The sequence below is a fragment of the Pirellulales bacterium genome, from assembly GCA_035656635.1.
Taxonomy (GTDB): domain Bacteria; phylum Planctomycetota; class Planctomycetia; order Pirellulales; family JADZDJ01; genus DATJYL01.
In genome coordinates this window covers 1-24,248 of the sequence record DASRSD010000029.1, presented here as the reverse complement: position 1 = coordinate 24,248, position 24,248 = coordinate 1, and the positions used below count along the sequence as shown (strand labels likewise).

Annotated in this window: 19 protein-coding genes; 12 read left to right on the top strand and 7 right to left on the bottom strand. The window is 55.7% G+C overall.

The genetic code is table 11. The annotated features are described in order from the left end of the window. Positions 1 to 374: 374 nt before the first annotated feature. The 6 genes from VFE46_02240 (at position 375) to VFE46_02215 (ending at position 7,244) form a co-directional block, all read left to right on the top strand. On the top strand, positions 375 to 1,460 hold the full coding sequence (locus tag VFE46_02240) for a hypothetical protein (protein HZZ26801.1): 1,086 nt from the start codon (positions 375 to 377) through the stop codon (positions 1,458 to 1,460). Further along, on the top strand, positions 1,457 to 2,911 hold the full coding sequence (locus tag VFE46_02235) for a hypothetical protein (GenBank protein HZZ26800.1): 1,455 nt from the start codon (positions 1,457 to 1,459) through the stop codon (positions 2,909 to 2,911). The genes VFE46_02240 and VFE46_02235 overlap by 4 nt, the downstream gene beginning before the upstream one ends. A gap of 304 nt (positions 2,912 to 3,215) precedes the next feature. Beyond that, positions 3,216 to 4,046, top strand: a complete 831-nt coding sequence (locus VFE46_02230) for a hypothetical protein (GenBank protein HZZ26799.1) — start codon at positions 3,216 to 3,218, stop codon at positions 4,044 to 4,046. A gap of 473 nt (positions 4,047 to 4,519) precedes the next feature. Further along, a complete protein-coding gene (locus VFE46_02225; GenBank protein HZZ26798.1) occupies positions 4,520 to 5,260 on the top strand; it encodes a hypothetical protein in 741 nt (246 codons plus the stop codon). A 73-nt stretch (positions 5,261 to 5,333) separates the two neighbouring features. After that, positions 5,334 to 6,476, top strand: coding sequence for an ion channel (locus VFE46_02220; GenBank protein HZZ26797.1), 1,143 nt, complete (start codon positions 5,334 to 5,336; stop codon positions 6,474 to 6,476). 117 nt (positions 6,477 to 6,593) lie between these two features. Continuing rightward, positions 6,594 to 7,244, top strand: coding sequence for a hypothetical protein (locus VFE46_02215; protein ID HZZ26796.1), 651 nt, complete (start codon positions 6,594 to 6,596; stop codon positions 7,242 to 7,244). Positions 7,245 to 7,735: 491 nt separating this feature from the next. On the opposite strand, the gene VFE46_02210 is transcribed toward VFE46_02215, so the two are convergent. The 3 genes from VFE46_02210 to purM are packed head-to-tail and all read right to left on the bottom strand — an operon-like array spanning position 7,736 to position 10,680. After that, complete coding sequence (locus VFE46_02210; protein ID HZZ26795.1) at positions 7,736 to 8,536, bottom strand: hypothetical protein; 801 nt, start codon at positions 8,534 to 8,536, stop codon at positions 7,736 to 7,738. 9 nt (positions 8,537 to 8,545) lie between these two features. Next, positions 8,546 to 9,577: a hypothetical protein gene (locus tag VFE46_02205; GenBank protein HZZ26794.1), complete on the bottom strand. Its 1,032-nt coding sequence runs from the start codon at positions 9,575 to 9,577 to the stop codon at positions 8,546 to 8,548. Positions 9,578 to 9,615: 38 nt separating this feature from the next. After that, positions 9,616 to 10,680, bottom strand: a complete 1,065-nt coding sequence (purM, locus tag VFE46_02200; GenBank protein HZZ26793.1) for a phosphoribosylformylglycinamidine cyclo-ligase — start codon at positions 10,678 to 10,680, stop codon at positions 9,616 to 9,618. A 433-nt stretch (positions 10,681 to 11,113) separates the two neighbouring features. Here purM and glgX point away from each other — a divergent pair, with 433 nt between their 5' ends. The 3 genes from glgX (at position 11,114) to VFE46_02185 (ending at position 15,322) form a co-directional block, all read left to right on the top strand. Next, positions 11,114 to 13,324 (top strand): glycogen debranching protein GlgX, encoded by a 2,211-nt coding sequence (gene glgX, locus VFE46_02195; GenBank protein ID HZZ26792.1) that lies wholly within the window; start codon positions 11,114 to 11,116, stop codon positions 13,322 to 13,324. Positions 13,325 to 13,557: 233 nt separating this feature from the next. Beyond that, positions 13,558 to 14,724 (top strand): hypothetical protein, encoded by a 1,167-nt coding sequence (locus VFE46_02190; protein ID HZZ26791.1) that lies wholly within the window; start codon positions 13,558 to 13,560, stop codon positions 14,722 to 14,724. Between the two features lie 382 nt (positions 14,725 to 15,106). Beyond that, entirely contained in the window at positions 15,107 to 15,322 is a 216-nt protein-coding gene (locus VFE46_02185; protein HZZ26790.1) for a cold shock domain-containing protein, read from the top strand. 63 nt (positions 15,323 to 15,385) lie between these two features. Here the strand turns inward: VFE46_02185 and VFE46_02180 are convergent, their stop codons facing one another. Both VFE46_02180 and VFE46_02175 read right to left on the bottom strand, forming a co-directional pair. Further along, positions 15,386 to 17,197 carry an ABC transporter ATP-binding protein gene (locus tag VFE46_02180; protein HZZ26789.1) on the bottom strand — a complete coding sequence of 604 codons (1,812 nt, stop codon included), beginning with the start codon at positions 17,195 to 17,197 and terminating at the stop codon, positions 15,386 to 15,388. Positions 17,198 to 17,242: 45 nt separating this feature from the next. Then, positions 17,243 to 19,114, bottom strand: coding sequence for an ABC transporter ATP-binding protein (locus tag VFE46_02175; protein ID HZZ26788.1), 1,872 nt, complete (start codon positions 19,112 to 19,114; stop codon positions 17,243 to 17,245). A gap of 259 nt (positions 19,115 to 19,373) precedes the next feature. Between VFE46_02175 and cls the strand changes: the two genes are divergently transcribed. Next, complete coding sequence (gene cls / locus VFE46_02170) at positions 19,374 to 20,825, top strand: cardiolipin synthase (GenBank protein ID HZZ26787.1); 1,452 nt, start codon at positions 19,374 to 19,376, stop codon at positions 20,823 to 20,825. 21 nt (positions 20,826 to 20,846) lie between these two features. Here the strand turns inward: cls and VFE46_02165 are convergent, their stop codons facing one another. Next, positions 20,847 to 21,074: a hypothetical protein gene (locus VFE46_02165; protein ID HZZ26786.1), complete on the bottom strand. Its 228-nt coding sequence runs from the start codon at positions 21,072 to 21,074 to the stop codon at positions 20,847 to 20,849. A gap of 25 nt (positions 21,075 to 21,099) precedes the next feature. Between VFE46_02165 and VFE46_02160 the strand changes: the two genes are divergently transcribed. Both VFE46_02160 and VFE46_02155 read left to right on the top strand, forming a co-directional pair. Next, a complete protein-coding gene (locus VFE46_02160) occupies positions 21,100 to 22,689 on the top strand; it encodes a hypothetical protein (protein ID HZZ26785.1) in 1,590 nt (529 codons plus the stop codon). 231 nt (positions 22,690 to 22,920) lie between these two features. Continuing rightward, positions 22,921 to 23,706, top strand: a complete 786-nt coding sequence (locus tag VFE46_02155) for a hypothetical protein (GenBank protein ID HZZ26784.1) — start codon at positions 22,921 to 22,923, stop codon at positions 23,704 to 23,706. A gap of 67 nt (positions 23,707 to 23,773) precedes the next feature. Here the strand turns inward: VFE46_02155 and tsaB are convergent. Beyond that, a partial coding sequence (gene tsaB, locus VFE46_02150) for a tRNA (adenosine(37)-N6)-threonylcarbamoyltransferase complex dimerization subunit type 1 TsaB (GenBank protein ID HZZ26783.1) occupies positions 23,774 to 24,248 on the bottom strand: 475 nt, incomplete at its 5' end.

The following is a 24,248-nucleotide window of genomic DNA, read 5'->3' as shown; positions in this document are numbered from 1 at the left end:
CTCCGCGATGGTGCCCAGCGAACCACCGACAAACTTTGGCAACTCTGCGGCAAAGTACTCGATCTATTCACCGAAAGCGAATGCCGCAACTACCTCCAACACTGTGGATGCCGCTACAATTAACCGACGACGGCACTAGCTGCGACGAAGTTACCTCCGGGCGCAACGCTGCTCGACAGCGATTTCGTCTGGGAGAAATGGAAGGAACCGCCGATTGCGCTCTCGCCGGACGACAAATCGATTGCGTATGTCAGCATGGGTGCGATCCGGGCGTGCGAAGTTGGAAATGGCACTGTCAACAAATTGGCCGATTTGAAAGGGACGATCGAAGAGTTCTTAGCCCAAGGAGGATTCGGCGATGCTCGCGGCGAAGAATGGAAAGTGCGCAGGCTGCTGGGGAACGTCGCGGTCAATCAAATCACCACAGATATGAGCCACGTCGACAGCCTTCAATGGCGCCGAAGCGCAAAGCAATTGTCTACGCGCTTGCAGATCATGCTCAAAGCGGCATCCATGCAGCGCGCTATCAAATCATGGAAGCATCACTGGAGGGAAAGGTCCACCCAATCGTCACTATCGACCGTGCTATTGGCGAGGAGCCACATGCACTGACGGCATTTCATGTGCGGGCAGACGACAAATTCGTTGTAGCGACTGGCCGCTCACCATTGATATGGGACATCGTGGCCAATAAACCGATAGCCACGCCTTTCGATTACTTGCTTCCTTCGTCGACGAGCGACCGGTACTTGGGAATCGAAATCGATACCCGGCAATTAGTGTTGGTTGATGAGGATTTTAGGATTGCCAAACGATTTGATGCGACGTTTGATCGCGATCGGCAGTGTGACCTGATTTGGTCGCCGGACCAGCGGTTTGCAATTTGTCGAGTCTTTCGGAGCAGCTTGGAGCCACTATCGGACAAGTGCTCGGAGTTTCGAATTGATCTGACCAACGGGAAACGGAGGGATTTAAAACCGGGTTTTCAACGCGATCATTTCGTTTTTTCGAGTAATGGCGGGGAAGTGGTGCGAGTGGGAGTGATAGGTGTCGAACCAGATAATTTTGGTGACGGTTCCTATGGGTCCTATCTCGAACTCATTCCTGATGGCAATGGCGATAGCCATGAAATCTATCGCTTCACCGATCCCGGCAAGGAACCATCGATCACATGGCATATGGAACGCTATCCAGAAGTATTGTGCGATTCGGAGTGCCAACTCTTCGCCATCGCGCTGCCCAGACAACCGAATGAAACTCCAGGATTTAATTATTACTTCATCGATCGAAGTAGGCACAAATGGCGTTTTCCGAACAGTGATTCCTCTGCATTCATCGCCCCGTATTATCCTGTTGCGTTTATTGACGGCAACAAAGCGATCGTAGCGCACGACGAAACTCGGCTATTCTCGGTCCCCCTGGCGGCAATTAAGGCAGCAGCGGAGGAGGTTGCCAAATGAACGGCGGGCAAATTTGGCGATGCAAGCTAAACCGCAAGCAGGTGGCGGGCTTGGTGGCGGCAACGATTGTGGGCGTACTGTTTTGCTTGTGTGTGGCAACTGCGAATGCTGCCAATGATTTGCCAGCATGGGCGAAAGTGTTGGATCCGGATATTCTGTTTTATTCATGGCCATATCCGGTGGTTTCACCGGATGGAAAGTGGGTGGCGTATGTCAGTAAGGGTTTTGTTTGCATTTGCAACATTGATGACCCAAAGCCGCGCCGGTTATCGGAGGTGCCGAACACGTGGACGCATGTATTGGCGCAACCGGAGTATGCGTATGCCGAGGGTGATTCGAGTGTCATTGCGCGTAAGTTAGACCGGGATGCATACCAGAAATGGGTTGCTTCTGTAGCCCATGATGTGATCGGTTTGCAATGGACTTATAACGGAGACGGCGTTGTCTTCGCATACCAAGGGCCTAACGCCGACGGGAAAACATCGGATTGTGAGATTCGATACGGGTTGCTGAACGGCACGGTTACAAGTTTGAGGAAAATCAACACTCGCATTCCTTACACAGGCAAGGAGCCGGCATTTTATATATCACGCGATCGTAAACTCCTCGTCGAGCCGAATTACATTAGACCTCGACCATTAATTTGGAATCTGACCACGAACAAGCCGCAAGCTACACCGTTTACAGTCCTAACGCCTTCGTCGAACAGCGATCGGTGGATTGGGCTTGAAAAAGACACGCGAGAGTTTGTCATCACGGACAAGAATTTTGAAATTGTAAAGCGGCTGGGTAACCTGTTACCAGCAAACCGAACCGCGCAAGAATTGCTATGGTCGCCTGATGAGCGATTTGTGATTTGGAGGTATCAGGTCGGGTTTGATTACTACAGTAATTGGGAAGGGGGCTGGATTGATTTGGAGAAAAACGAGCAGTTTCACATGACCGGCTCCTACATGAGTGAGATTGTGCGATTCACGGGGCAAGAGGGTGAATTCGTCCGGGTGGGTGACGAAGGTAAACAGGGCCGTATAGAAGGACTGGTTGGAACGGGATTTCATTTTCAATTTTTTGCGCGTGGCGATTCAAAACCGGAGGACGTGTGGTACGTCCATTTTGATCCTGATGATTCATCGCGTGCGCACCGGGAATGTCCAGGTAGTCCTTTCTATTTTTCGGCGGACTACAAACTGTTTGTGTGCGGCATGTCACGCCCGAAGCAGCCACCAGCAGGCACTATTTTCCATTTATTGGACCGTCAGAGGCACCTGTGGCGGATGCCGGGGGAAGACAACGGTAAGTATTTCACACCGTATGAGGTGGTGGGGTTTGCCGATCAGGGAAGGTCAATTATCGCCCACGATGAACGGCGGTTGTTTAGCGTTCCGGTGTCGGCGATTATGGAGCAGGTGAATGAAGTTAAAATCAACGACGACAACGCGGCGAAGCCGTGAGAAACAGCTCATCGTGCGCGGAAAATATGCATGTGGGAAAGGCCGGCACTTTCCTAGCGGCGCGCGAATCGTGTGGTAAAGTATTGTGGATCGGCAGTTTGCTGCGTCAGAAGGTTCTAGGCGGCTTCCCGGCGCGCTAGTTGCACGCTTCCGGCTGAATCGTGGATGGTCATGACGACCACAGGCCGGGAGTTCTTTAGCGTTCAAGCCCATGGACGATGGTTTGGCGCCGCCATCCTCCGGCAACCCGGAGGTTTAATCCGCGTTTCTCGGCTTTGCCAAAACGCGAATGGGAGCCACGGATATGAAATCGTCTGGGACTTTCAGCGCCAAACATCTTTGGGCTATTGCGCTGGCCGCAACGGTTGGGTTGGTTGGAATTCAAGTTACTCGCGCCTCGGATGCCACGGCCACAAAAACCGCCGCGAAACCGGCTAGCGGATCTCCGGCCGATACGAAACCAGCTCACACTTCGTCCACCAGCGCCCAAACTTCGTTTCCGGAAAAGGCGCTGCCGGCGAAGGTGTTGTTCATCACCTCCAAGACGGAACCGAACTGCGATAAAGAATTGGGCCGCTTGATGAGGCCCAATGGCGATTTCGAGAAACTGCGGGCAGCGGGTTGGAAAATTGGCAAGGGATCAGGAAACCATTTGCAAATTGTCGACAAGGACGACGTGCCCGAGCTGATCAAGCAATTGGGCAAACAGGAATATCCGACCGTGGCCAGCGTCGATAAAGAGGGCCAGGTTGTTCGTTACTTCCGCTTCGGCTGCACTACGCCCTTGGATATGTGGACGTTTGGTTTCCTGGCCAAGGGCATTGATGAGCGGCCGGCCGGCTTTGTGATGGAAGCGGCCAAGGTCGATTGGACCGGCCACTATCCGCTGCGCGGCAACCATTGGTCGGTGGAAGGCAATTGGAGCCCAACTAAGGAAGAAACCGTGACCCACTTGCACGGGCCGAATCATCAAAGCCAACTCATTCCGGAGTGGCACATTGAAGCGTGGTCGTTGGAGGAATTGCGTTCGCTGCACGACGATTTGCACGAGAAATACGACACCGGCACATACCGCGAAAACGACAACTCTTCCGGCGGCGGAGCCGATTATTTGAAGTTCAAAGGGAAAGGATGAGAGCCTGGTTGCAAAAATTCGCCGCGAATGAACGCAATTAGATGTGAATAACAAGCATCTCTAAGCGGCGTGTGGGTGGCGAACGAACTGGCACCCCACGGTGGGTATGACCAGCAGTTGCACCGGCAAAACTGTCCGGCACGCGGGTTTTTGTTTTGTAGCAATTACAACTGCTGCCGAAGGTGGGAAGAGTTTGCCGGAAATGCGCTTGCTAGCTGCGAGAATTTCCCCGGTTCTCGCTGCGCCATTCTGGCGGGCGCGCCAGTTGCAATCTTAAAATGAAGAGCAGTCCGAGTGTGCGAGCTCGTGGGTCGTGACAATGAAGCGCGATCCAATACAGTGAATGAATTTTGGCGCGGCCGAAACTCGACGGTCGTTCGATCGTCGGCTGAAACACAACGGCTGTGCGAAACAATTCATTCGGCGAAAGGAATCGCCTCCTCGATTTTAGACCAAGTCTAAGGAGGCGCGGAATGAGCGACCAAGCTCAACACGGAGCAGTAAAATTACAATCTTCGGCGATGGTGGCAGCGGCGTTCATCACCACGCTGGGCGCGATTACCGCCGCCTTAATTCAAACCGGCTGGATCAGCAAGCCGCCGGTGGCCCTCGTTTCGCACATGCAACCTCCGGCGCCAATTGCCAAGGCTTCGTTTTTAGGAACGATTGAGCCCGCCGCCGAGCGCCCCTCGGCCGATACTGTTGAGTTGCGCAGTGACACGGCGGAGCCAACATTGAGCATTCCATCGTCGATCCGTGGGAATGAAACCAGCCCGCCTAACCCCACGCAAAGCTGGCCGGCCGATGCTTCCTCGTCAGACACCATGCGTCAAAGCACGGTGCATTGGTCGCCATTCCGACAAACCGCCTATCAGCTAGTTCGTCCGGCACAGTTCGATTCCGCGCCGCCGCAAGCCGTGCCGCAGCCCGCGCTGGTTCAACAGTCCAGCCTGAAAGTGGAATCGCTTGCCTCGGTAGCGCCTTCGACCATAGCGCCGCTGGCTCCGATTGCCGCCGCCAAGGAAACGGCCGGCTATGCCGCCATACCGCCGGCACAGGCCACTTTACTAGCCGACGACGGGGCGGTTAAGATTTTGCCTTCCCCCTGGTCGTTTCTGACGCAGCCGACGACGATCGACAAGCCAGCGCCGAAAGCCCCCAAAAAACCGATCGATTGGGGATCGGTGGCCCGTTGGTTTGGCGGGCACGATTAGCAGCGATTGCGAATCGTCCTCGATTGCTGCGGCGCTTCGCAGCACTGCTGGGTAATTGAAGGGCGCAAATCGCATGAAGATTGTCGTGAGCCTACTGAGCGTCGTATTGATTCTGGCGCTGTTGGTGGATGCGTTTGAAACCACCATTTTGCCGCGGCGGGTGACGCACCGGTTTCGCTTTGTCCGCATGTTTTACGTCACCACCTGGAAAGTGTGGCGCGGAATTGGCCTGCAATTTCCGCCCGGGCGAATGCGGGAATCGTTTTTGAGCATCTTTGGGCCGCTGTCGTTGTTGACGCTGCTGGCCACGTGGGTGATTGGGCTGATTTTTGGATTCGCTCTGTTGCATTGGTCGCTGGGCACGGCGGTGCACGCACCGGAAAGCGAGCCGTCCTTTTTGACATACCTGTATTGGAGCGGGAATACGTTTTTCACGCTGGGCTACGGGGATGTAACGCCGGTTGCCGGGCTGGGCCGCGTGTTGGCGGTGATCCAAGCTGGAATGGGCTTCGGGTTTTTGGCGCTAATCATTGGCTATCTGCCGGTGATTTATCAAGCGTTTTCGCGTCGGGAAGCCATGATTGCGCTGTTGGACGCCCGGGCCGGTTCGCCGCCCAGTGCCGCGCAAATGTTATTGCGCGTGGGGCGAGCGGGCAATATTCCAGCGATCATGCCATTTCTGGCGGAATGGGAACGGTGGTCGGCCGAGCTGCTGGAAAGCCATTTATCGTTCCCGATGCTCAGCTTTTACCGTTCGCAGCACGACAACCAATCGTGGCTTTCGTCGCTGACGGCGGTGTTAGATACGTGCGCAGTTTTCATCGCCTTGGTGAAAGACCACAATCCGTTTCAGGCGCAGCTCACGTTTGCAATCTCGCGGCATGCGGCGGTGGATTTATCGTTGGTGTTGCAGTCGCCGCCGGCGGAGCACCAGGATCGGCTCCCGCCGGAACAGTTGCATCAGTTGCGCGAAATGTTGCAGGCCGCAGGCTTTCTTCTGCACGAGGGTCCGGTGGCCGACGCCAAGTTAGCCGAGCTGAGAGGCACGTACGAGCCGTTTGTGAACGGCCTGAGCAAGCGGCTGCTGTTTACCCTGCCCCATTTTGTGTCGGAGCGCAGCAGTGCAGATAATTGGCAACGCAGCGCGTGGATGAAGCGGGCGCCGGAAATCAACGCTTTGGGCGCCACCCCTTCGACGGGTGATACGCATTTTTAAGTCTCGGCGCGGTGAGAAATGCCCGCCACGCTAAACCGCCAGCCGAGGGAAGCAATCCGTTCGCTCCTGCGCATCCTATACTTGAATGTGGTTTGCACGCGAGGAACACCTGGTGAAATGATGAAGCGCCGACGATTTTTATTCTGGGTTAGTTTTGGCATGTTCACGCTGGCGGAGAAGCTGCGTTTTAGCGGGCTGGACAAGCTGGCCGCGGCGACGATTGGAATGGCGGCGCCATCGCAGGAAGAGGCCGACGGTGAGGTAATTTGTGCGCCCAATGCGTATCCGGAACATTGGACATCGGCCGAAAATCAAACCTGGCGCTGGTACGAGCGCGAAAATTACACCGACGGCCACTGGAAGCTCACCGGCATCACCACGCCCATCAATAAGGAAACCGGCGAGCCCTATACGGCCCGCAGCGGATACTTGCCCGAGACCGACGTGCCGGTCGAAATGCGGCTTAGCAGCAAGCAGCCGGTATTTGCCGAAGACGCAACCGATACCAGCGTGCAGGCCAAGGTTCATGAGCCGGATGCTGCCAGAATTACCCGCCATGGCCGGCCCCCCAGTAAATGGCTGCGGAGCCTGAATGCCAGCGAACTGCGGATTTGGCTAAAGACGATTGATCCGCCGGAAGCAGGCGTCAGCGGGATGACCTACTGGACGCACCTGACGCGGGATCATTTCTTCGACGCCGACAAAATCGCTGGCCTGACGATCGACGAGCAAGCCAAGCTGCACGCCGCGGCGCATGCTGGGTATTGAACGGCGTGAAGTTGCTCGACCACCAGCAAATCGCCGGATACTCACAGCATCTAAGACACAGCAAGCTGGCTTCTGCGGCACTGTACCGCCAAAACGACACAGCAAAACATTTCGCCACCATGCCGCGATGATAAGCTTGTTTGTGGCATGGTATAACTATTGCCGTTGCAATTCAGCGTGTGGGAAGAAAACGACACCGGCAATGGCAGCGAAGTTAACGGGGCACGTATGGACGATCAAAGAACTGCTAGAGGAAGCCGCGGAGAAATAAAGACGAGCTGGAAGCGTGAAATTTGCGGTCGGCTATTGGCAGCAGCCGCATTAGTGGCGTTTGTGGGAGAGATTTATAAAGGCCTTGGGCAACTACCGGCCTTAGGCGCTGCGGCAGTTGCTATGATAATTCTTTTTTTATTGCTCTTCAGTTAACACGCCACGGCATAGATACTTAAGTCGCTGTGTGTGGTTTTAGAGGTACAGTGCCCAAACTGCAATTAGGACAATCGTGCGATTTCAATTCCGTGCGATTTGAAGAACGCCCATAGCTCGGCGGGTTCGATTTGCTTGTGCGGCAGAACCAGGCCGGTAGGCTGGAAGGGGCCGGCGACCATGGCTTGGGCGGCAAGCACGGCCGGAGCCACGGCAACAAGGAAGCTGTTCTGTGCGGATAGCAAGGCGAATCTGGCCACGTATCCTGCAGCATCTTCAATTTCGTAACCGATGCCGCCGGCACGGGAGCCAATCATGCGCGCAATCTCTGTGCCCCAGTTCACTGTGTGCAACAGCAACCAGCGCAGCGCTGGCAGATGGGCTGCCGCACACAGCAACATATTAACGCCCGGCGTGTTTGCGTCGACATACATTGCAACATCTTGCAGCGAGGGCCAAATGCGAGGCAGATAAACGGAGTCGGCGCCGCTTTCGTGGAGCAGTGCGGCGGCAATAGCAGATACGCTGCTGGCGGAACTAAGCACGCGGATGCCGGCTCGGAAAATTTCAGCTTCAAGTGCGAGGACCTGCTGCGCGTAGGCGAGATGGTCGTTCACATCGATGATGTCGCAGCCAATTTCGCACGCGGTTTTGAGAAGCGCTAGGGTGCGGTGTTGGAACGGGCCGGCCGTGTCGATGATTAAATCGCCCGGCGCAAGAGCTTTGCGGAGGGAAACGGCATCTTCCGCGTTTACGATAAGCTCGGCTGCCGGCCGCGTGCCGGCCGGCAACCAACGGAGAAAGACCCGCAGCCCGGAGCTGCTCGACCACCGTGCGACCGAACAACCCTCGTCCGCCGAGAACAATCACTCGCTTCACGCCGGCCTCCAGCGCAAGGCCATCCAAATCGTCCAAAAAATCAGCAAGGGAAACAAAACGATGTTGGAAATCACCATTCCGCCGACCCAATTCAGGCAGGCTGCAACGGTCATTAGCAAGCCCATCAACCAAGTGAACCACATGACCAGACGAATTGACCGCGGAAGATTTGGCGTAGCGAGAAACAAGAGAATGCCGCAGACCGTGTACAGAAAGTTAGCCGCGCCGGCAGTGAGCAATGTCGACAATCGCTCACAGTTTATGAAGGCGGCCGTGTCGAATTGTGTCGGATCGATCAACACTGGCAACGAGTGCTCTCTGAGCAGCAGTAAGGAGATTGCTTCCCCGCTGAAATCGCACACAAAAGCCACGGCGGCCAGCAGAACCGCCACGGTGGCAAGACGAGATCGCTTCAATTGTGCGGCCCACCAAGGGTAAAACACCATTACGCCGAAGTCGGCCAACATCAGCGCAAGCCAGCCGAAGGACCATAGGGCCGGATGTTGTGCAAGGTAGGTCGCACACGACTCAATGCCGTCAGTTGGCGCCAGACCGGGCTGAAGCAACAAGCCCATGGCAAGGTAAGCCAGCGCGCTGGTGGCAGCGCAACACCATGGCGGCCAAGCACTGAGACGGCGGGCTAAGACTGTGCCGCGAATCAAAAACAGAAAAAACGGCAGCCACCAGATGACGTCGTTAAAGACGTTTAGCATCGCCAATCGCGCCGGCCAAAGTTCGCTAAGGTTCAGCGCCACGCCGATTGGCCCGAGCATTTTGCCGAGTAGGCCAATGGCAATGATCGGGCGGCCTTGATCCGGCTTCCAGGCAACGTACCAATACAGCAGACCGTAAAGACCGACGACCATGCCCAGACAGGACCAAATCGCCGGATAGCGCGGGGGCGGAACGCCAAAAATCTCAAAAAAGTGCAAAGGCCAAAAGCCGGTCCAAAGTCCGAACGCCAGGTTATAGCAGCCCGCCAAAATAAAAATGATGCGGAAGAATCGCGTGGCGAATATGCCGGTCATAGCTGCGACACATAACCCCCGCGCAGGGCCAGGAGGATTTAAGATTCCCACACCGCGCCTTGGGGTCCAGCAATAACGCGGCCAATTTGCCAACTTTCCAGGCCGCAATCGGACAGTTGGTTGCGGATGCTGTCGGCATAATAGGGGCTGACCACCATCACCAGGCCGACACCGAGGTTGAACACCTGATCCATTTCGGCCTGCTCGACATCGCCTAAGCGCTGCAACCAGGCGAAAACCGGCGGCACCGTCCAACTACCACGGCGGATGATTGCCCGGCAGCCTTCCGGAATGACGCGGCCTAAATTCTCCAACAACCCGCCGCCCGTGATGTGGGCGATGCCGTGAACAACTTCCTTCACCGTGTAATGACTGAGCGTGCGGCGGACCGCTTTCGCGTAAATTCGGGTCGGCGTGAGCAGCACATTGCCGACGGCGCCGCCGAGTTCGTCAATAACGTCGTCGGACTTGTGCCCGGCAATGTCGAAGGCAATTTTTCGAGCCAAGCTGTAACCATTGGAATGCAAACCGCTGGAAGCGATGCCGACAATTGCATCACCGGCCTCGATCCCCCGCCCATCAATCAGGCGGCTGCGCTCCACCACACCCACGCAAAAGCCCGCTAAATCATAATCGCCGCGGTCGTACAAATCGGGCATGATGGCGGTTTCGCCTCCCAACAGTGCACAATCGGCTTCTAAGCAACCGTTGCTAATGCCTTGGACCAGTTGCTCCAACAGTGGCGGATCGTCGTGCGACATTGCCACGTAATCGAGGAAGAATAACGGTTCGGCGCCGCAGCACAGGGCATCGTTCACGCTCATGGCGACTAAATCGATGCCCACCGTGTTGTGCGTGCCGACCTGCTGGGCCACTTTCAGCTTGGTGCCCACGCCGTCGGTGCAACTAACCAGCACCGGCTGCTGGTAGTGGCGGGCAAACAAATGATTGGCGAAATCGAGCTGGAACAGCCCGGCAAAACCGCCATCCAGCGGCAAAACTCGCGGGGTGAACGTGCGATGCAACAGCGGTGGCAGCCGCGCCATGCTTTGGCGGTACAGCTCCAAATCGACGCCGGCATCTTTATAAGTTGCTTTGGCCATGGGGCTAGAAAGGACCGAATTTTTCACCACGGAGACACAGAGACACGGAGTCAAAGCCAAACAGGAATGAGTGAGGATTTTACGTTGGGGTCGAAAATCGAAAAAGGGGTTGGCGATTTTTGGGTGCCGGGCAATTGGAACATCCCATGGCCGCTTGCCGCCGAACGATCACGGCCTGTACCGCAATGAAATGCTGCCCGGAAAAGTTTCCGCAGACTGTTCGGCCTTCAGGAATCTGATATTCTTTTGAAGCGGCACAAGCCAAACAACTGGACCGAATTTTTTCGTGCGGCGGGGATTTTTTCAAGTTCGCGGATGCCGCGCCCGGTTGAGGTGGTATGCTAATTTGTCGCCGGAGCGAACCGCCGACACTTGGCTTCCTGCCACGCGGCGCCAAACTCGCCGGCGCCGCGCTTGTCTTGCGGGGTAAGCCATGTCCAAAGATGTTCCCCATCGAAAGCAATCTTCCTCCGACCCAGCGGAATCTGCCGTGCTACGCCCTGCTAGTCCGTCACACGTGCATCCGGCATTGCAATTCACCCATGCGCTGCCGTATGGGGCGCTGTTGCACGCCGACGGGGTGCAGTTTGTCGTGTTTAGCCGCTCCGCCACCGCTATGCGCCTGTTGTTGTACGATCGGGTGGACGAGCGGGAACCGGCCGAGGTGATTCCGTTTGATCGCGAAATTGACCGCTGGGGAGATATTTGGAGCATTTTTGTGCCGGGCGTGACCGCCGGACAGTTGTATCACTTTCAGGCCGATGGCCCATTCGATCCGGAACAAGGGCAGCGCTTCAATGGTAAAGCGCGATTAATCGATCCTTACGCCAAAGCGCTGGCCGGGCATTTTTTGTCGAGCGACGATGGCATTATCCGGCCGCCAAAGTGCGTCGTGATTGACGATTTGTTCGATTGGGAACACGATCGGCATTTGAAGCGGCCTTTGGCCGACACGGTGATTTACGAATTGCACGTGCGCGGCTTTACTCGCGATGCCACCAGCGGCGTGGAGCGGCCGGGCACGTATTTGGGGGTTGTCGAGAAGATTCCATATTTGAAATCGCTGGGAGTGACGGCAGTCGAGCTGATGCCGGTCCACGAATTTCCGGTGGAATCGCCCTGGGGACAAAAACTGGAACGGCCCAACTACTGGGGCTACGATCCGCTGGCATTTTTCGCGCCGCATCAGGGTTACGCCGCCGGCAATGAGCCAGGCTGCCAGGTGAACGAGTTCAAGCACATGGTGAAGGCCCTGCACGAGGCCGGGATTGAAGTGATTTTGGACGTGGTATTTAACCACACGGCCGAAGGCAACGAATTAGGCCCCACGCTCAGCTTCAAAGGGTTGGAAAACCGTGTGTATTACATGCTGGGCAACGGCGGCAGCTTTTATCGCAATTTCACCGGCTGCGGCAACACGATCAACGGCAATCATCCCATTTGCCGCGAAATGCTGTTTTTGTGCCTCCGCTATTGGGTGCAAAATTATCACATCGACGGCTTCCGGTTCGATTTGGCTTCGATTTTAAGCCGTAACCGGCATGGCGAAATTATTCCCAACCCGCCAGTCGTGGAACTGATTGCCGAAGACCCATTGCTGGCGGACACCAAAGTGATTGCTGAAGCCTGGGATGCCGCCGGAGCGTATCAGGTGGGCTCGTTTGCCAACCTCCGCTGGGCGGAATGGAATGGCCGCTACCGAGACGAATTGCGGCAATACTGGCGGGGCGATGCACACCTGCTGGGCGGCATGGCCACGCGGCTGGCCGGCTCGGCCGATTTATACCAGGCCGGCGGGCGGCAGCCGTATCACAGCATCAATTTCGTCACCTGCCACGACGGTTTCACGCTGAACGATTTGGTAAGTTACTCGTTCAAGCACAACGAAGATAACGGCGAAGGCAACCGCGACGGCGACGATAACAGCTACAGCGCCAATTACGGAGTGGAAGGCCCGACGCGGAAAAAGAACATCGATGCCATTCGCCTGCGGCAAATTAAAAACTTCTTGGCCACGCTCCTGCTCAGCCAGGGCGTACCGATGTTGCTAGCCGGCGACGAATGCCGCCGCACCCAGCGCGGCAACAACAATGCCTATTGCCAGGATAACCAAGTCTCCTGGTTCGATTGGTCGCTAGTGGAACAACAGGCCGATTTGGTGCGGTTTGTGCAAGCGCTGGTGAAGTTCCGGCGCAGCAATCCGGCGCTACGGCGGCGAAACTTTTTGAGCGGCATTCCGGCGCAGCCCGGAGAACTGCCCGACGTGTGTTGGTTCAGTCCTGATGGGCATTCCATCGATTGGAAAAACGGCGAGCAAGGTCTGATTTGCGTATTCGGCGCACCCGCGGCAACCAACCCTGAAGATCGTACGGACCTGAAGAAGCCGCCGGTTAGTGAACCATCGGCCGTTCCAACCGGCATCGTCGAACGGGCCCGAACTATCATGCTTATGCTGAACCCGGTTGGCCAGGCGCGAGAGTTTGTAATTCCCGAATTGGTTCGCACGTTGAAATGGCGGCGGTTTATCGACACGGCCGCCGAGCCGCAGTCGGATATCTTTCCAAATCTCGACGGGCCGCCGCCACCATTGGTTGGACCTGTGCGGGTGGCCGAACGCTCTTTGATGTGCTACGTGACGCGCTAATGCGCGTCTCGTAGTTGTAACGTTTTCAATGTAGCCGGTCGCCGCGGCGACCGGGCCCGAATATGGATGATCGCCAGTAAAAAATGTGAGCATCCGGCTACCACCGCTCCGCTTTCGCCATCTTTTGCGGCCTGTGTAACATTGGGCGTAATTTCACGCTTATCTCCTTAGAGGGCCAAAGCATGTGGCTGGCCCGACCATTGAAAATGCTTACCTGCACAGGAGATACAACCATGTTTACTTTCTGTTTCACATCGGTGGCAGCCGCTTCGATGCGACGAACTTACGAATCGAGGAATTTGGCCCGACGTTACCCCGGGGCCTTAACCGCAGGCCGGCTAGTAATAGCTGCTGCGACAGTATTTGCCTTCGGTGGAATGGCGAAAGCCGCCAATCATCCCAGCGGCAATGGAAACAGCCATGCGAGCGGCAACAGCGGCTTTGGCCAAACGATCGGTTCCAATATTTTCAAAACGAACCAACCGACCAACACGAAGTTGGATTCGCAAAAGCCGACGGTGCTCAATAACACGAATCCCAACAAAATGGTGACCAAGCTTAACGATAATGGAAAAACGTTCGTCAACAATAAAGGAAATAATGTTCCGAACTTGAGCGGCAACAATTCGCCAAAGCTAAAAGTTGCTTTCCTCAAAGATAAGAACATTAACATGGGCAAGAAGGACTGCCGCCCTTGCCCCTGGTGGTTCTGCTGGAATTATCCGTGCTGGTGCCCGCTGTATAGCTACGGCTGCGGCTATTGGTGCAATGTGCCCGTGGCGACGTGCCAAGGGGCCGATTTACAACTACTGGCGGTGCGAACCATCGACAGCGGCGATCCGACCAATCAGTTAGGCCCCGCGTTCCGTGTGTGGCTGCGTAACAATAGCGAGGTGGCCATTAACCATCCGTTCAATGTGGTGGCACTGGCAGCTCGCAATGCCCAGCCCACTGCTGATTTGCCGCAAGCCGGGGTGCGAGTTGATTCGATCGATGCCGGACAAACAGTGTCGGTGGATATCCGCTTGCCGCTGGCGGCCAATCAGCCTGAATTCCCGATGTTGCACGTGCTGGTCGACAGCCACCGTGAAATTGCGGAAGCGAACGAGTTGAACAATGGCCTCGTGATCGGCCGCTCCGATGTTCTGCCGGTCGATGCTTCCACACCGACCAGCGGCGGCGCCATGCCAATTGCCACGTCGACAAATACCGTCAGCAACGACACACCGACCGCCACGGCGGCGACCATGCCGACAACGAGCGGCTCGACAGCCTCCCAGAATGTCTCGGCAACAGATACCAGCGCGACGGCTCCTACCGGAACGCCCACCGATGCACAAGCAACCACGGCCACCAGCAGCAATGCGGCAGCCGTGGCCACGAATAATTCGGCCTCGTAGGAATTCGTTTCGGTCATCCAGCCCGACCTTGTTCCATCGCCTTTGGCGAAGGACACGGTCGGGCTTTTTTTGTTGGATTTTTTTGTAAAAAGTGGCCCAGCGCCTTGATTTCCAAGCGGCAGCCGCATATTCTGGACGCTCTGCGATCAGGCGCCATTCGCCGGTCGCGTGGGACAAAGGTTGAAGCTTATCACTGGGCTCAGGGGAGAGCGTCGGCCGTACCGATCGGTTCTCGGCCGACAAATTGTTTTGCGTTTGTCGCGGCATGTGCTCTTGGCGGAACGGTTTCGCAAGGCGGATGACCGCGTTCGTAATGCACGGCGAACGAGGGCGTGTGCCGTGCTTTGCGCTTGTGACTCTGACGCCCGTGGAGTGGTTTCGCATGCCGGCCGGCACTATTAAAAAATTGGTCCAGGATAAGGGTTTTGGGTTTATCGCCACGGGTGATGGCACAGATGTGTTCTTTCATCACTCGACGGTGGCCGACCAGAAGTTCGACAATCTTGAAGTCGGACAAGAGGTAGAATTCACCGTCGATAATTCCGGCGGGAGCAAAGGCGGTAAGGGACCGCGAGCTGCCTCGGTTACGCCGAAGTAAGCAAACCCGTAAAAGTAGCTGGAACGCTTGCGCCGGCCCTCTCATGCACGGTGAAGGAAGAATCTACGCCGCATGGGCGGCGAAACGCCGATACAAAGCGGTGTATGCGCCCTCCTGCGCTAGCAATTCCACATGAGTGCCGCGTTCCACAATCCGGCCGTGCTCCAACACCAGCACCTGGTCCGCATCGCGAATCGTGCTCAGCCGGTGCGCCACCACAAAACTTGTGCGGCCAGCCAAAAGCCGAGAAAGCGCCCTCTGGACGCGGGCTTCGGTAATAGTGTCAACGCTGCTGGTGGCCTCGTCGAGAATTAGAATGCGCGGATCAGCCAGCATGGCCCGGGCAAAACACACAATTTGCCGCTGTCCGAGCGATAAATTTCCACCCCGTTCGCCCACCTGCGTGTGAAAGCCGTCGGGCAGCGAGGAAATTAAATCGAGACAATCGAGCTGCTCGGCCGCGGCCAGCACTTCGTCATCGGTCGCACTTGGCCGGCCCAAACGAATGTTTTCCAACACCGTGCCGGTGAACAGAAAATTCGTTTGCGAAACGATGCCAATATGCCGGTGCAGCGAGGCACTGGTAATGGACGTGATGCTGTGGCCGTCGATCAGCAATTCTCCCTGCGTCGGCAAATATAACTTGGCGATCAAATTCGTGATCGTCGTTTTGCCGCTGCCGGTATGTCCGACGAGCGCCACGGTTTGTCCGGGCTGCGCTGTGAAAGTGACATCGTGCAGCACCGGGCGTGCGGGATCGTAGCCAAAGTGCAAATGCCGCATTTCAACTCTGCCGGTCACGGCGGTCAAATCAGTCGCCGCGGAATCATCTTTCCAATCGGGCTCGTAATCGAGCAAATTGAAAATGCGCTCGGCGCCAGCCATCGCCGTGAGGGCCGTGTTATATTGATTTCCCAGTGTGGTAATCGGCGAGAAAAACAAATTCGCCATGAAGAAAAACCCGACCAAATCGCCCACGTGCAACGTGGCGCCGGGCCGGAGCGCCTGGTAACCGCCCACGAACAGCAGCACGGCCACAAAAAATTGGCTGTTCAAATCCAACAGCGGCAAAAACAATCCCTGCGTGCGATTGACGACGGTATTGTACTGAGCATGGTCGCGCACCAAATCGCCGAACATTTCGGCATTTGCATCTTGGCGCACGAAGCCTTGAGTAACGCGGATGCCGTTCACGCTTTCGGCCAACGTGGCGGTGACCCGGCTAAAAGAATCGCGCATTTGCCGCAATGCAATGCTAAGCCGCAGGCGGAAATGGTTATTGATCAGCCACAACACCGGCGCCAAGCCTAGAACCATCAAGAATAACAGCCAGTCGTACCACAGCATGACGACGGCAGCCATGCCCATCTGTCCAATTTGAACCAAGCTGATAAACAGCACTTCCTGTACGCCCATGCGGACATCTTCCACGTCCGATGTCATGCGGCTGATGATGCGTCCCAGCTTGGTCCGATGGTAAAAACCCATCGGCATGGTTTGCAAATGCGCGAAAATATGATTGCGTAAATCGAACACTACCGCCTCGCCCAATTCCAGCGCCAACCGCTGGCGGTAGTGCATGACGAATTGCGTGCTGAGCGCCAACACCGTAAAAGCAACCATGCCCCACAACACGCCGGCCACATTTCCGGCGGCAATGGGCCCTTTGATGACAATCCACAAAATCCACGTCAGCGCCGGCAGTTGAATCGAACGAAGAACCACTAGCGCCAGCAGCCAATTCCGCTTCGTCGCATATGGCCGGGTATAACTAAACAGCCGCCGAATGAGCCCCAGCTCCAAGGGGCGAAGGTCGACTTCGCATTCATCGTGAATGCCCAGTCGGGTCAGGGTACGTGCGGCAGAGTAGGACATGCAGGGAAATGGTTTAGGTTTTGGGATGAAGCGATGGGCAGTTTCTCAAGCGGCTTTTTCGTTGTTGGCAGATGGTACGGTCGCCGCCAGTTCCCAATCGGCCTCGGTAGTTTGCAGCGAGGCGGCTTCCAAATAATGGCCATTCTGCTGCATCAATTGTTCGTGCGTGCCCGATTGCACGATGCGGCCTTCGTCGAGCACCAGCACCCAATCGGCCCGGCGGAGCGTGCTCAAACGATGGGCCACGACAAACGTCGTGCGGCCGAGCATGGCCTGTTCCATGGCGATCATAATTTCGTGCTCGGTCTCTGGATCGACGGAAGCCAACGCATCGTCGAGAATTAAAATTGGCGGCTGCAATAAAATCGCTCGCGCAATCGCCAGTCGTTGCCGTTGCCCTCCGCTAAGATTCGAGCCATATTCGCCAATTACTGTGTCATAACCCTGCGGCAGATTGACAATAAATTCGTCGGCTGCAGCAATTTTGGCGGCTCGTTCAATTTGCTCTCGAGTGGCTTCAGGATGCCCGAACGCAATGTTGGCCGCCACCGTGTTGCTGAACAAAAAACTTTCCTGGAACACCAGTCCCACGTTGCGGCGTAGCTGATCCAGGTCCAAATCGCGAACGTCAAGCCCATCGATCAACACGCGGCCGTGGGTAGCGTCATAAAACCGCGGAATCAAGCTCAGCAGCGTGCTTTTGCCAACGCCCGTGGCCCCGACGATGGCAATGCACTGCCCCGGCTCAGCTTCGAAATCTATTTCACGCAGCACGGGCACATCCGCTCGATAGCCGAAGTCAACATGCTCAAAACGGACGCGACCTTTGGCAGAGGCAAGCGGAATCGGATGCGCGGGAGTTTCGACTTCCAGCGGGGCATCAAGCACTTCAAACACCCGCTGGGCGCCGGTCAGGCTGGCTTGAATGCTATTGGCAATGTTGGTGACCTGGCTTACCTGGTTGGCAAATTGTTGCAACAAATTGGCAAATACGAACAAACCAGCCCCCAGCGGAAAACTTCCTATCACCACCAAATAACCGCCATAGCCTAGCAACACGATCATGTTAATTTGGGTGAAGAAGCCCATTACCGGCTGAAACATGCTTAGCCGCCGAAAGATTTTTTTCTTGGCGTCCATTACGACGCGGTTGCCGGCTTGAAATTTTTTGATTTCTTCCTGTTGACGGCCGAAGCCCTTAACGACTTGCACGCCTTGAACATTTTCCGAGAGCGTCAGGATCAGTCGATCGAGCAGTGTGCTAACTTTCAGATATTCTGGCCGTACCGACCGCGAAAAAATGACAGCCCCCCACCATAACAGCGGCGTGGTGGCCAAGCAGGCTAGCGTCAGCGGCACATTTACGCTCAACATGTAGGCCAAATACACGGCCAACGAGAGGACCACCGTTAACACTTGCAGAATTACGCCGTCGACAAATTGGCGCACCGCTTGCACGTCGCCAGCCACGCGGTTGATAATCGAGCCACTTTGGTTGGCGTCAAAAAAGCGGAAGCTAAGGCGTTGCAGTTTGTCGTACACTTCGCTGCGCACGCAAATGACGATGTGCTGCACCAAATCAGAAAGTGTGACGGCGCCCCAATAACGCAACGAAGCGTGCATCAACGCCAGAATGAAGATCGTTGCGGCAATCGAACCCACGACCGCCAACGGCGGCCAAGCCAGCGGCGGATGCAAACCAAAGGGCCAGTGAGCGGCGGCCGCCGCCGGATCAACCCGGCTGCGAAGATAATCGATTCCTAGGCCAGTTAACCCCAACTGGGACAGGGCCAGCACGGTTAAAACCGATTGCTGCACGAACACGGCGATGCAGCCGGTTCGGTGCCGCCATCCAAGCCCCAGCAGGCGGCGGATCAAATACCAATTCGACGGTGACGATGACGACAGGCGACTCAAGGTTGTAAACCGCGGGCAGGATTGGAACCGACACAGGCGGGGCGGGTAGGCAGGCGGTCGAATGCGTTATCGTTCAATTATAACAACTTCGACCGGGACAATTCCGGCGTGTCGGAAGCAGCTCGTTTCCATTACATTCTTATGGTTAGACAACCGAGAAACTACCAAAGTTCGGGGCCGGGGAAAACAGCGAATTGCCGTGAAGAAAATGCAGAAGAAACTTGCCGTTCTATAACCGCACCACACCTTGCCAGCTGCCATGTCGTATTTTTTCCAGCATTTTTGGCCCCACCTGACGACGGCCGTCGTAGCGATTGTGGAATTGGTGGCGGCATGCCACGCCGTGCTGTACAAGCGTGATACCCGGGCCACGATCGGCTGGGTAGGCTTGATTTTGCTAACGCCGCTGCTGGGCGCCTTGTTGTACTGGATGTTTGGCATTAACCGCATTCATCGTAAAGCAAAATTGCGGCGCGGGGGCGAAACGGGCGCGGAACCTTGTGCCAGCGAGCACACCGCGCCGCCGGAACTCATCGAGAAAACGCTGGGCCGCAAAGGGGAACATTTCGAACGGCTGGTGGCGCTAGTCGGCAATGCCACCATGCGGCCGCTGTTGCAGGGGAACAAAATAGAACCGCTCGTAGGAGGCGACGAAGCTTATCCGGCCATGTTGCACGCCATCGACAGCGCGCAGCGATCCATTACGTTGGCCAGTTACATTTTCGACAATGATCGCGTTGGCAAACTTTTCGCGCACGCGCTGGGGCAAGCCAAACAACGGGGCGTGGAAATTCGTGTGTTGATTGACGATATTGGCGCACGGTACACATTCCCCAGCATCGTGCATTTGCTGCGGGGGGCAAGCATTCGGGCCGAAACGTTCATGCGCTCGCTGGTGCCGGGATATTTTGCCTATTTCAACTTGCGGAGTCATCGCAAAATACTGGTCGTCGACGGGCAGTTGGGATTCACCGGAGGCATGAATATTCGAGAAGGGTGCTGGTTGTCGGAACATCCCAAACTTCCGACACAGGATGTTCACTTCCGAATGCAAGGACCCGTTGTCACACAATTGCAGGAAGTCTTTGCCGAAGATTGGGCGTTCAGCACCGACGAAGTTCTCAAGGGCGATTTGTGGTATCCGTCGCAAGAGGCAGCGGGCGAAACCTTAGCCCGAGGAGTAGCGTTTGGCCCTGACGAAAGCAAAGGAGTGATCGGCCTAACACTGATTGGCGCGCTGGGTGTAGCACAGCGCAAAGTGTCGATTGTCACTCCCTATTTTTTGCCAGACGAATCCATCGTGGCGGCGCTCAATGTAGCTGCCATGCGCGGCGTGGAGGTAAACATTGTGCTTCCGCAAAAGGGGAATCTAACCACCGTCCAGTGGGCCACGCAGGCAACGCTGTGGCAAGTGTTGGAGCATGGCTGTAACGTCTGGCTGACGCTGGCCCCGTTCGATCACACCAAGTTGATGGTGGTCGATGGCCTGTGGACGCTCGTAGGCTCCAGCAATTGGGATCCTCGGAGCTTGCGGCTGAACTTTGAATTCGATGTCGAATGCTACGATTCGAAGCTGGCTGCTAGCATTGGCAGCCTGATTGAAACGAAGCAAAAATCGGCTCGACGGATCGATTTGAAAACCGTCGACTCCCGGCGACTGGCTGTGCGATTACGCGATGGGATGGCCCGATTGTTGTCGCCATATCTCTGAAACTCCTGTTTCAACAGGAGTTTATGACGCAGCGGGCCTTCCGTACCCCCATTTTGCGAAGATCACGACATATACCCCCTGCTCACGCTGGGCCATTGGATCCATAGCAAACTGGGCAAAATGGCCAGAGTACTTTAACGGAATAAATTTTTTATCTTTTGCAACTTCACAATCCGCTACCTCACGGATATACTCGGTCCACTCGCACGTTCCAAACGGCAATTCCAGAAAAGTATCGGGCTCAATCATCAACTTACAAAATGGAGTTAGGGCTATGAAGGTGCATCGTAATTTGAAGCGTAATCGCTGGGGCGTTGAGAGACTTGAAGATCGCCGGATGTTGGCCGGCAATGTGTACGTGGCCAATGATGGGGGCGCTTTGGTAATTACTGGCGATTCCGCCGCAAATGTGTTCACTCTCACACAGACCGCGGCCAACACGTTCAAAGTGACTGGGTCAGGCACCACGGTACACGGAACCAACCCCATTTCGGGAATTTACAACGGCATTTTCATCGATATGACTCAAGGGGGCAACGACGTTGTCACGCTGAAGAATGTGAACATTCAGGGGCAATCGGATGGCATCAGCTTGGGAGTTCTGCTCGGCAACGGAAATAACACCTTAGTGCTGACGGGTGTGACCACGGAACTTGCTTGCGGCATCGTTGGCGGCAGCAAGGTTAACGCGATTACGATTACGCAATCGTTCTTCGGTTACGATTTATCGATTGAAGGGGGTAACTCCACCGATGCGGTAACCATTACCAAGACAACGGTCGATGGCGGCCTATTCGTTTCGCTGTGCAATGGTACCAACGCCTTCACCATGAGCAGTGTGGCCGTCACGAAGGCTGACCCGCCTTGTAGTCCTTACGGCGATGTGCCCTACGGCTTCGAATCGTTGAATTACTTGCCCTTTATCGATTGCGGCGCTGATATTTTCGGCGGCAGCGGAACCGATGTGGATACGCTCAGCGGCGTGTCCATTAGTTGCTTGACCCAAATTAACACGTACCAAGGCAACGACGTGGTGACCATTGTCAATTCCTCATTTGGCGATGCGCCAACATGCAAATATAGTTGCTGGGACGACACCAGTGGCCTGTGCATCGAGACCGGCGTCGGCAACGACGTCGTCACGATGACCAGCACCACGGTTTACGGGTTCCTGCAGATCGACACCTCGGGTGACATTTGCTGCCCGTGCACCGGCGAAAGCACCGACTTGTCGTACTCATCTGGCAAGGACGGCAACGACGTGGTGACGTTGGTCAAAGTGAACGTCCTGCAATCGCAGGAAAGTGTAATCTGCTGCGAGTGCGGCGACTCCGGCACCGAATCCGGTGACAATGTGGAAGCCGACAATACCCAATGGGGTTGCTGCGATTTCTGTGCGTTGGAAGAAGGCATGCTGTTGATTTATACCGGCAACCAGACCGACGTGGTCACGTTGACCTCGGTAAACATCGCTGCGGAAACTTCGATCTGCACGACCGACTTCAGCAGCCTCGACGGCACCGATGTGGTGACAATCACCAATTCCAACTTCAACTATGACAACCAGTGCGTGGGCAGTTGCTGCTGCTTGGCGTACTGTGTGCCAGCCGGGTTGGAAATTAACACCGGCGCCGCCACGGACGTCGTCACGTTGAGCAAGGTGAATGTCGTCGGCGAATCATCCATTTGCACCGGCGACAGCAATGACGTGGTAACGGTCAACGCGTTGGTGGCCGACTACATCTTCATTAACATGGATGGCGGTACCCACGACGTATTGACCATTGTCAACAGCAGCTCGCCCAGCATTCCTACCTTCTTGGGCGTCGACACGCTGGTGCAATCGCACAACCACTTTGGATAGTCGACCCGTTCCGATAGATTTGAGATTACAGGAAGACGAATTAAAGTTGGATTAGAGACGACCAACGGGCGCTCCGGGAGACCAAATTTCCCGCGAGCGCTCTTTTTTTGCGCTCAGTGGCTGTTTCGCCTAAACCAGTTCTGCACGACTTCCGTTTTCTTCTTTTCGGAAGCTTGCTAAAATCGAGCTATGTATTGGGGCTAAATCGATTCCGTTTCAGAGGAGATTTGTATGCGCCGATCGACGTTAAGTGCGAAGAAGCTCGGATTTGAACGATTGGAGGATCGAACCGTGTTGAACGGTACTGTCATGGTGGATAGTCTAACCACGAACGCTGGAACACTAACGATTACCGGCGACAGCCACAATAACATCATTACCGTCCGTCAGGTTGGCAAAAATGTGGATGGCGCCCCCATCATCCAAGTAACGGGCGCCGCCACGAAGCTGAGCAACCTGGATACCGGGAAAACTGGCACTTCCTTCAAATTCGGCTCAGCCACTGGCGATGATATTAGTGCCATTGATATTGAAATGGGCGGTGGCAGCGACATCGTCACTTTTACCGATACGACGGTGTTCGGCTCGATCACCGTCAATATGGACGATCCCAGTTCCGGCGGCGTAGGAGACGGCAACGACGTGTTGGTCATGTCCAACGTGCATTCGACCGATGACAACGTCAATGTTTGGTTAGGCGGCGGAACGAACGTGGCCTCGCTGACCAAAGTCAGCGCCGTGGACGGTTTTTCGCTAGATGCCGGCAATGGCCGAAACGTGGTGGTGTTAAATGGAGTTTCCGCCGGAAGCGGCGAAGAATTTTTTGTGGATTTAGGCACCGGCAAGTTGAATACAGTAACCGTCATCCATTGTAGCGGAGGAGATTCCGATTTCTTTGACGACGGATCCAACGGCGTTCTGGTTGGCGTGGGAAATCATTTCGATTCGATTTCCGATGTCGCCTCGTTTAAGATTCGCGTTGGAGATTTGAAGCACGATACGGGCGGCACCGGCTGAAACGCGCACCGTTTTCGCCAGCTTAAAATGAGCTGAATGTTCCAATAGCTCGGCCTAAATGGTCGGGCTATTTTTTTGCGCCAGATTGTGTTTGGCGTTTTTCCTCGGCGGCGCTGGCGCGAAAGTATTGCGGCGCCAACGTGAACAGGTCGTCACGCCGGCCGGATTGATAATGTTGCCAAGCCAGTTTACCGACCGTCGCGGCGTTGGGGGCCCACAACTTTCGATCCGCCGTCACCACGCCCGAGGGCAATTGACTAGCCAGTTTGAGCAACGCCTGTCCAGTAATCATCTGCCCCGGCGATAGCTGCCCGAGCCAAGCGACATTATCCATGAGTTGCGTTTGATTACGAGGCTTCCATTGTCCGGCCTGACATGAGAACTGGCAGGCGAAAACTTGATTGCGCTGGGCATCAATCGCGGCCCATAGTTCGGACGTGTTTGTCGGCGCCTGGGCTGCAATAGCTTCCAGAGTATTCACGCCCAACACTGCCGCACCCACTGCGTAAGCAAACAATTTTGCGGTCGTCACGCCAACGCGC

What these genes read in the sequence shown, in the direction of transcription:
- purM (HZZ26793.1), bottom strand. Translation starts at nt 10,680, where the DNA reads ATGGCCAAAGCAACTTATAAAGATGCCGGCGTCGATTTGGAGCTGTAC.
- VFE46_02235 (HZZ26800.1), top strand. Translation starts at nt 1,457, where the DNA reads ATGAACGGCGGGCAAATTTGGCGATGCAAGCTAAACCGCAAGCAGGTG.
- VFE46_02230 (HZZ26799.1), top strand. Translation starts at nt 3,216, where the DNA reads ATGAAATCGTCTGGGACTTTCAGCGCCAAACATCTTTGGGCTATTGCG.
- glgX (HZZ26792.1), top strand. Translation starts at nt 11,114, where the DNA reads ATGTCCAAAGATGTTCCCCATCGAAAGCAATCTTCCTCCGACCCAGCG.
- VFE46_02155 (HZZ26784.1), top strand. Translation starts at nt 22,921, where the DNA reads ATGCGCCGATCGACGTTAAGTGCGAAGAAGCTCGGATTTGAACGATTG.
- VFE46_02225 (HZZ26798.1), top strand. Translation starts at nt 4,520, where the DNA reads ATGAGCGACCAAGCTCAACACGGAGCAGTAAAATTACAATCTTCGGCG.
- VFE46_02160 (HZZ26785.1), top strand. Translation starts at nt 21,100, where the DNA reads ATGAAGGTGCATCGTAATTTGAAGCGTAATCGCTGGGGCGTTGAGAGA.
- VFE46_02220 (HZZ26797.1), top strand. Translation starts at nt 5,334, where the DNA reads ATGAAGATTGTCGTGAGCCTACTGAGCGTCGTATTGATTCTGGCGCTG.
- VFE46_02205 (HZZ26794.1), bottom strand. Translation starts at nt 9,577, where the DNA reads ATGACCGGCATATTCGCCACGCGATTCTTCCGCATCATTTTTATTTTG.
- cls (HZZ26787.1), top strand. Translation starts at nt 19,374, where the DNA reads ATGTCGTATTTTTTCCAGCATTTTTGGCCCCACCTGACGACGGCCGTC.
- VFE46_02215 (HZZ26796.1), top strand. Translation starts at nt 6,594, where the DNA reads ATGATGAAGCGCCGACGATTTTTATTCTGGGTTAGTTTTGGCATGTTC.
- VFE46_02185 (HZZ26790.1), top strand. Translation starts at nt 15,107, where the DNA reads ATGCCGGCCGGCACTATTAAAAAATTGGTCCAGGATAAGGGTTTTGGG.
- VFE46_02165 (HZZ26786.1), bottom strand. Translation starts at nt 21,074, where the DNA reads ATGATTGAGCCCGATACTTTTCTGGAATTGCCGTTTGGAACGTGCGAG.
- VFE46_02190 (HZZ26791.1), top strand. Translation starts at nt 13,558, where the DNA reads ATGTTTACTTTCTGTTTCACATCGGTGGCAGCCGCTTCGATGCGACGA.
- VFE46_02180 (HZZ26789.1), bottom strand. Translation starts at nt 17,197, where the DNA reads ATGTCCTACTCTGCCGCACGTACCCTGACCCGACTGGGCATTCACGAT.
- VFE46_02240 (HZZ26801.1), top strand. Translation starts at nt 375, where the DNA reads ATGGAAAGTGCGCAGGCTGCTGGGGAACGTCGCGGTCAATCAAATCAC.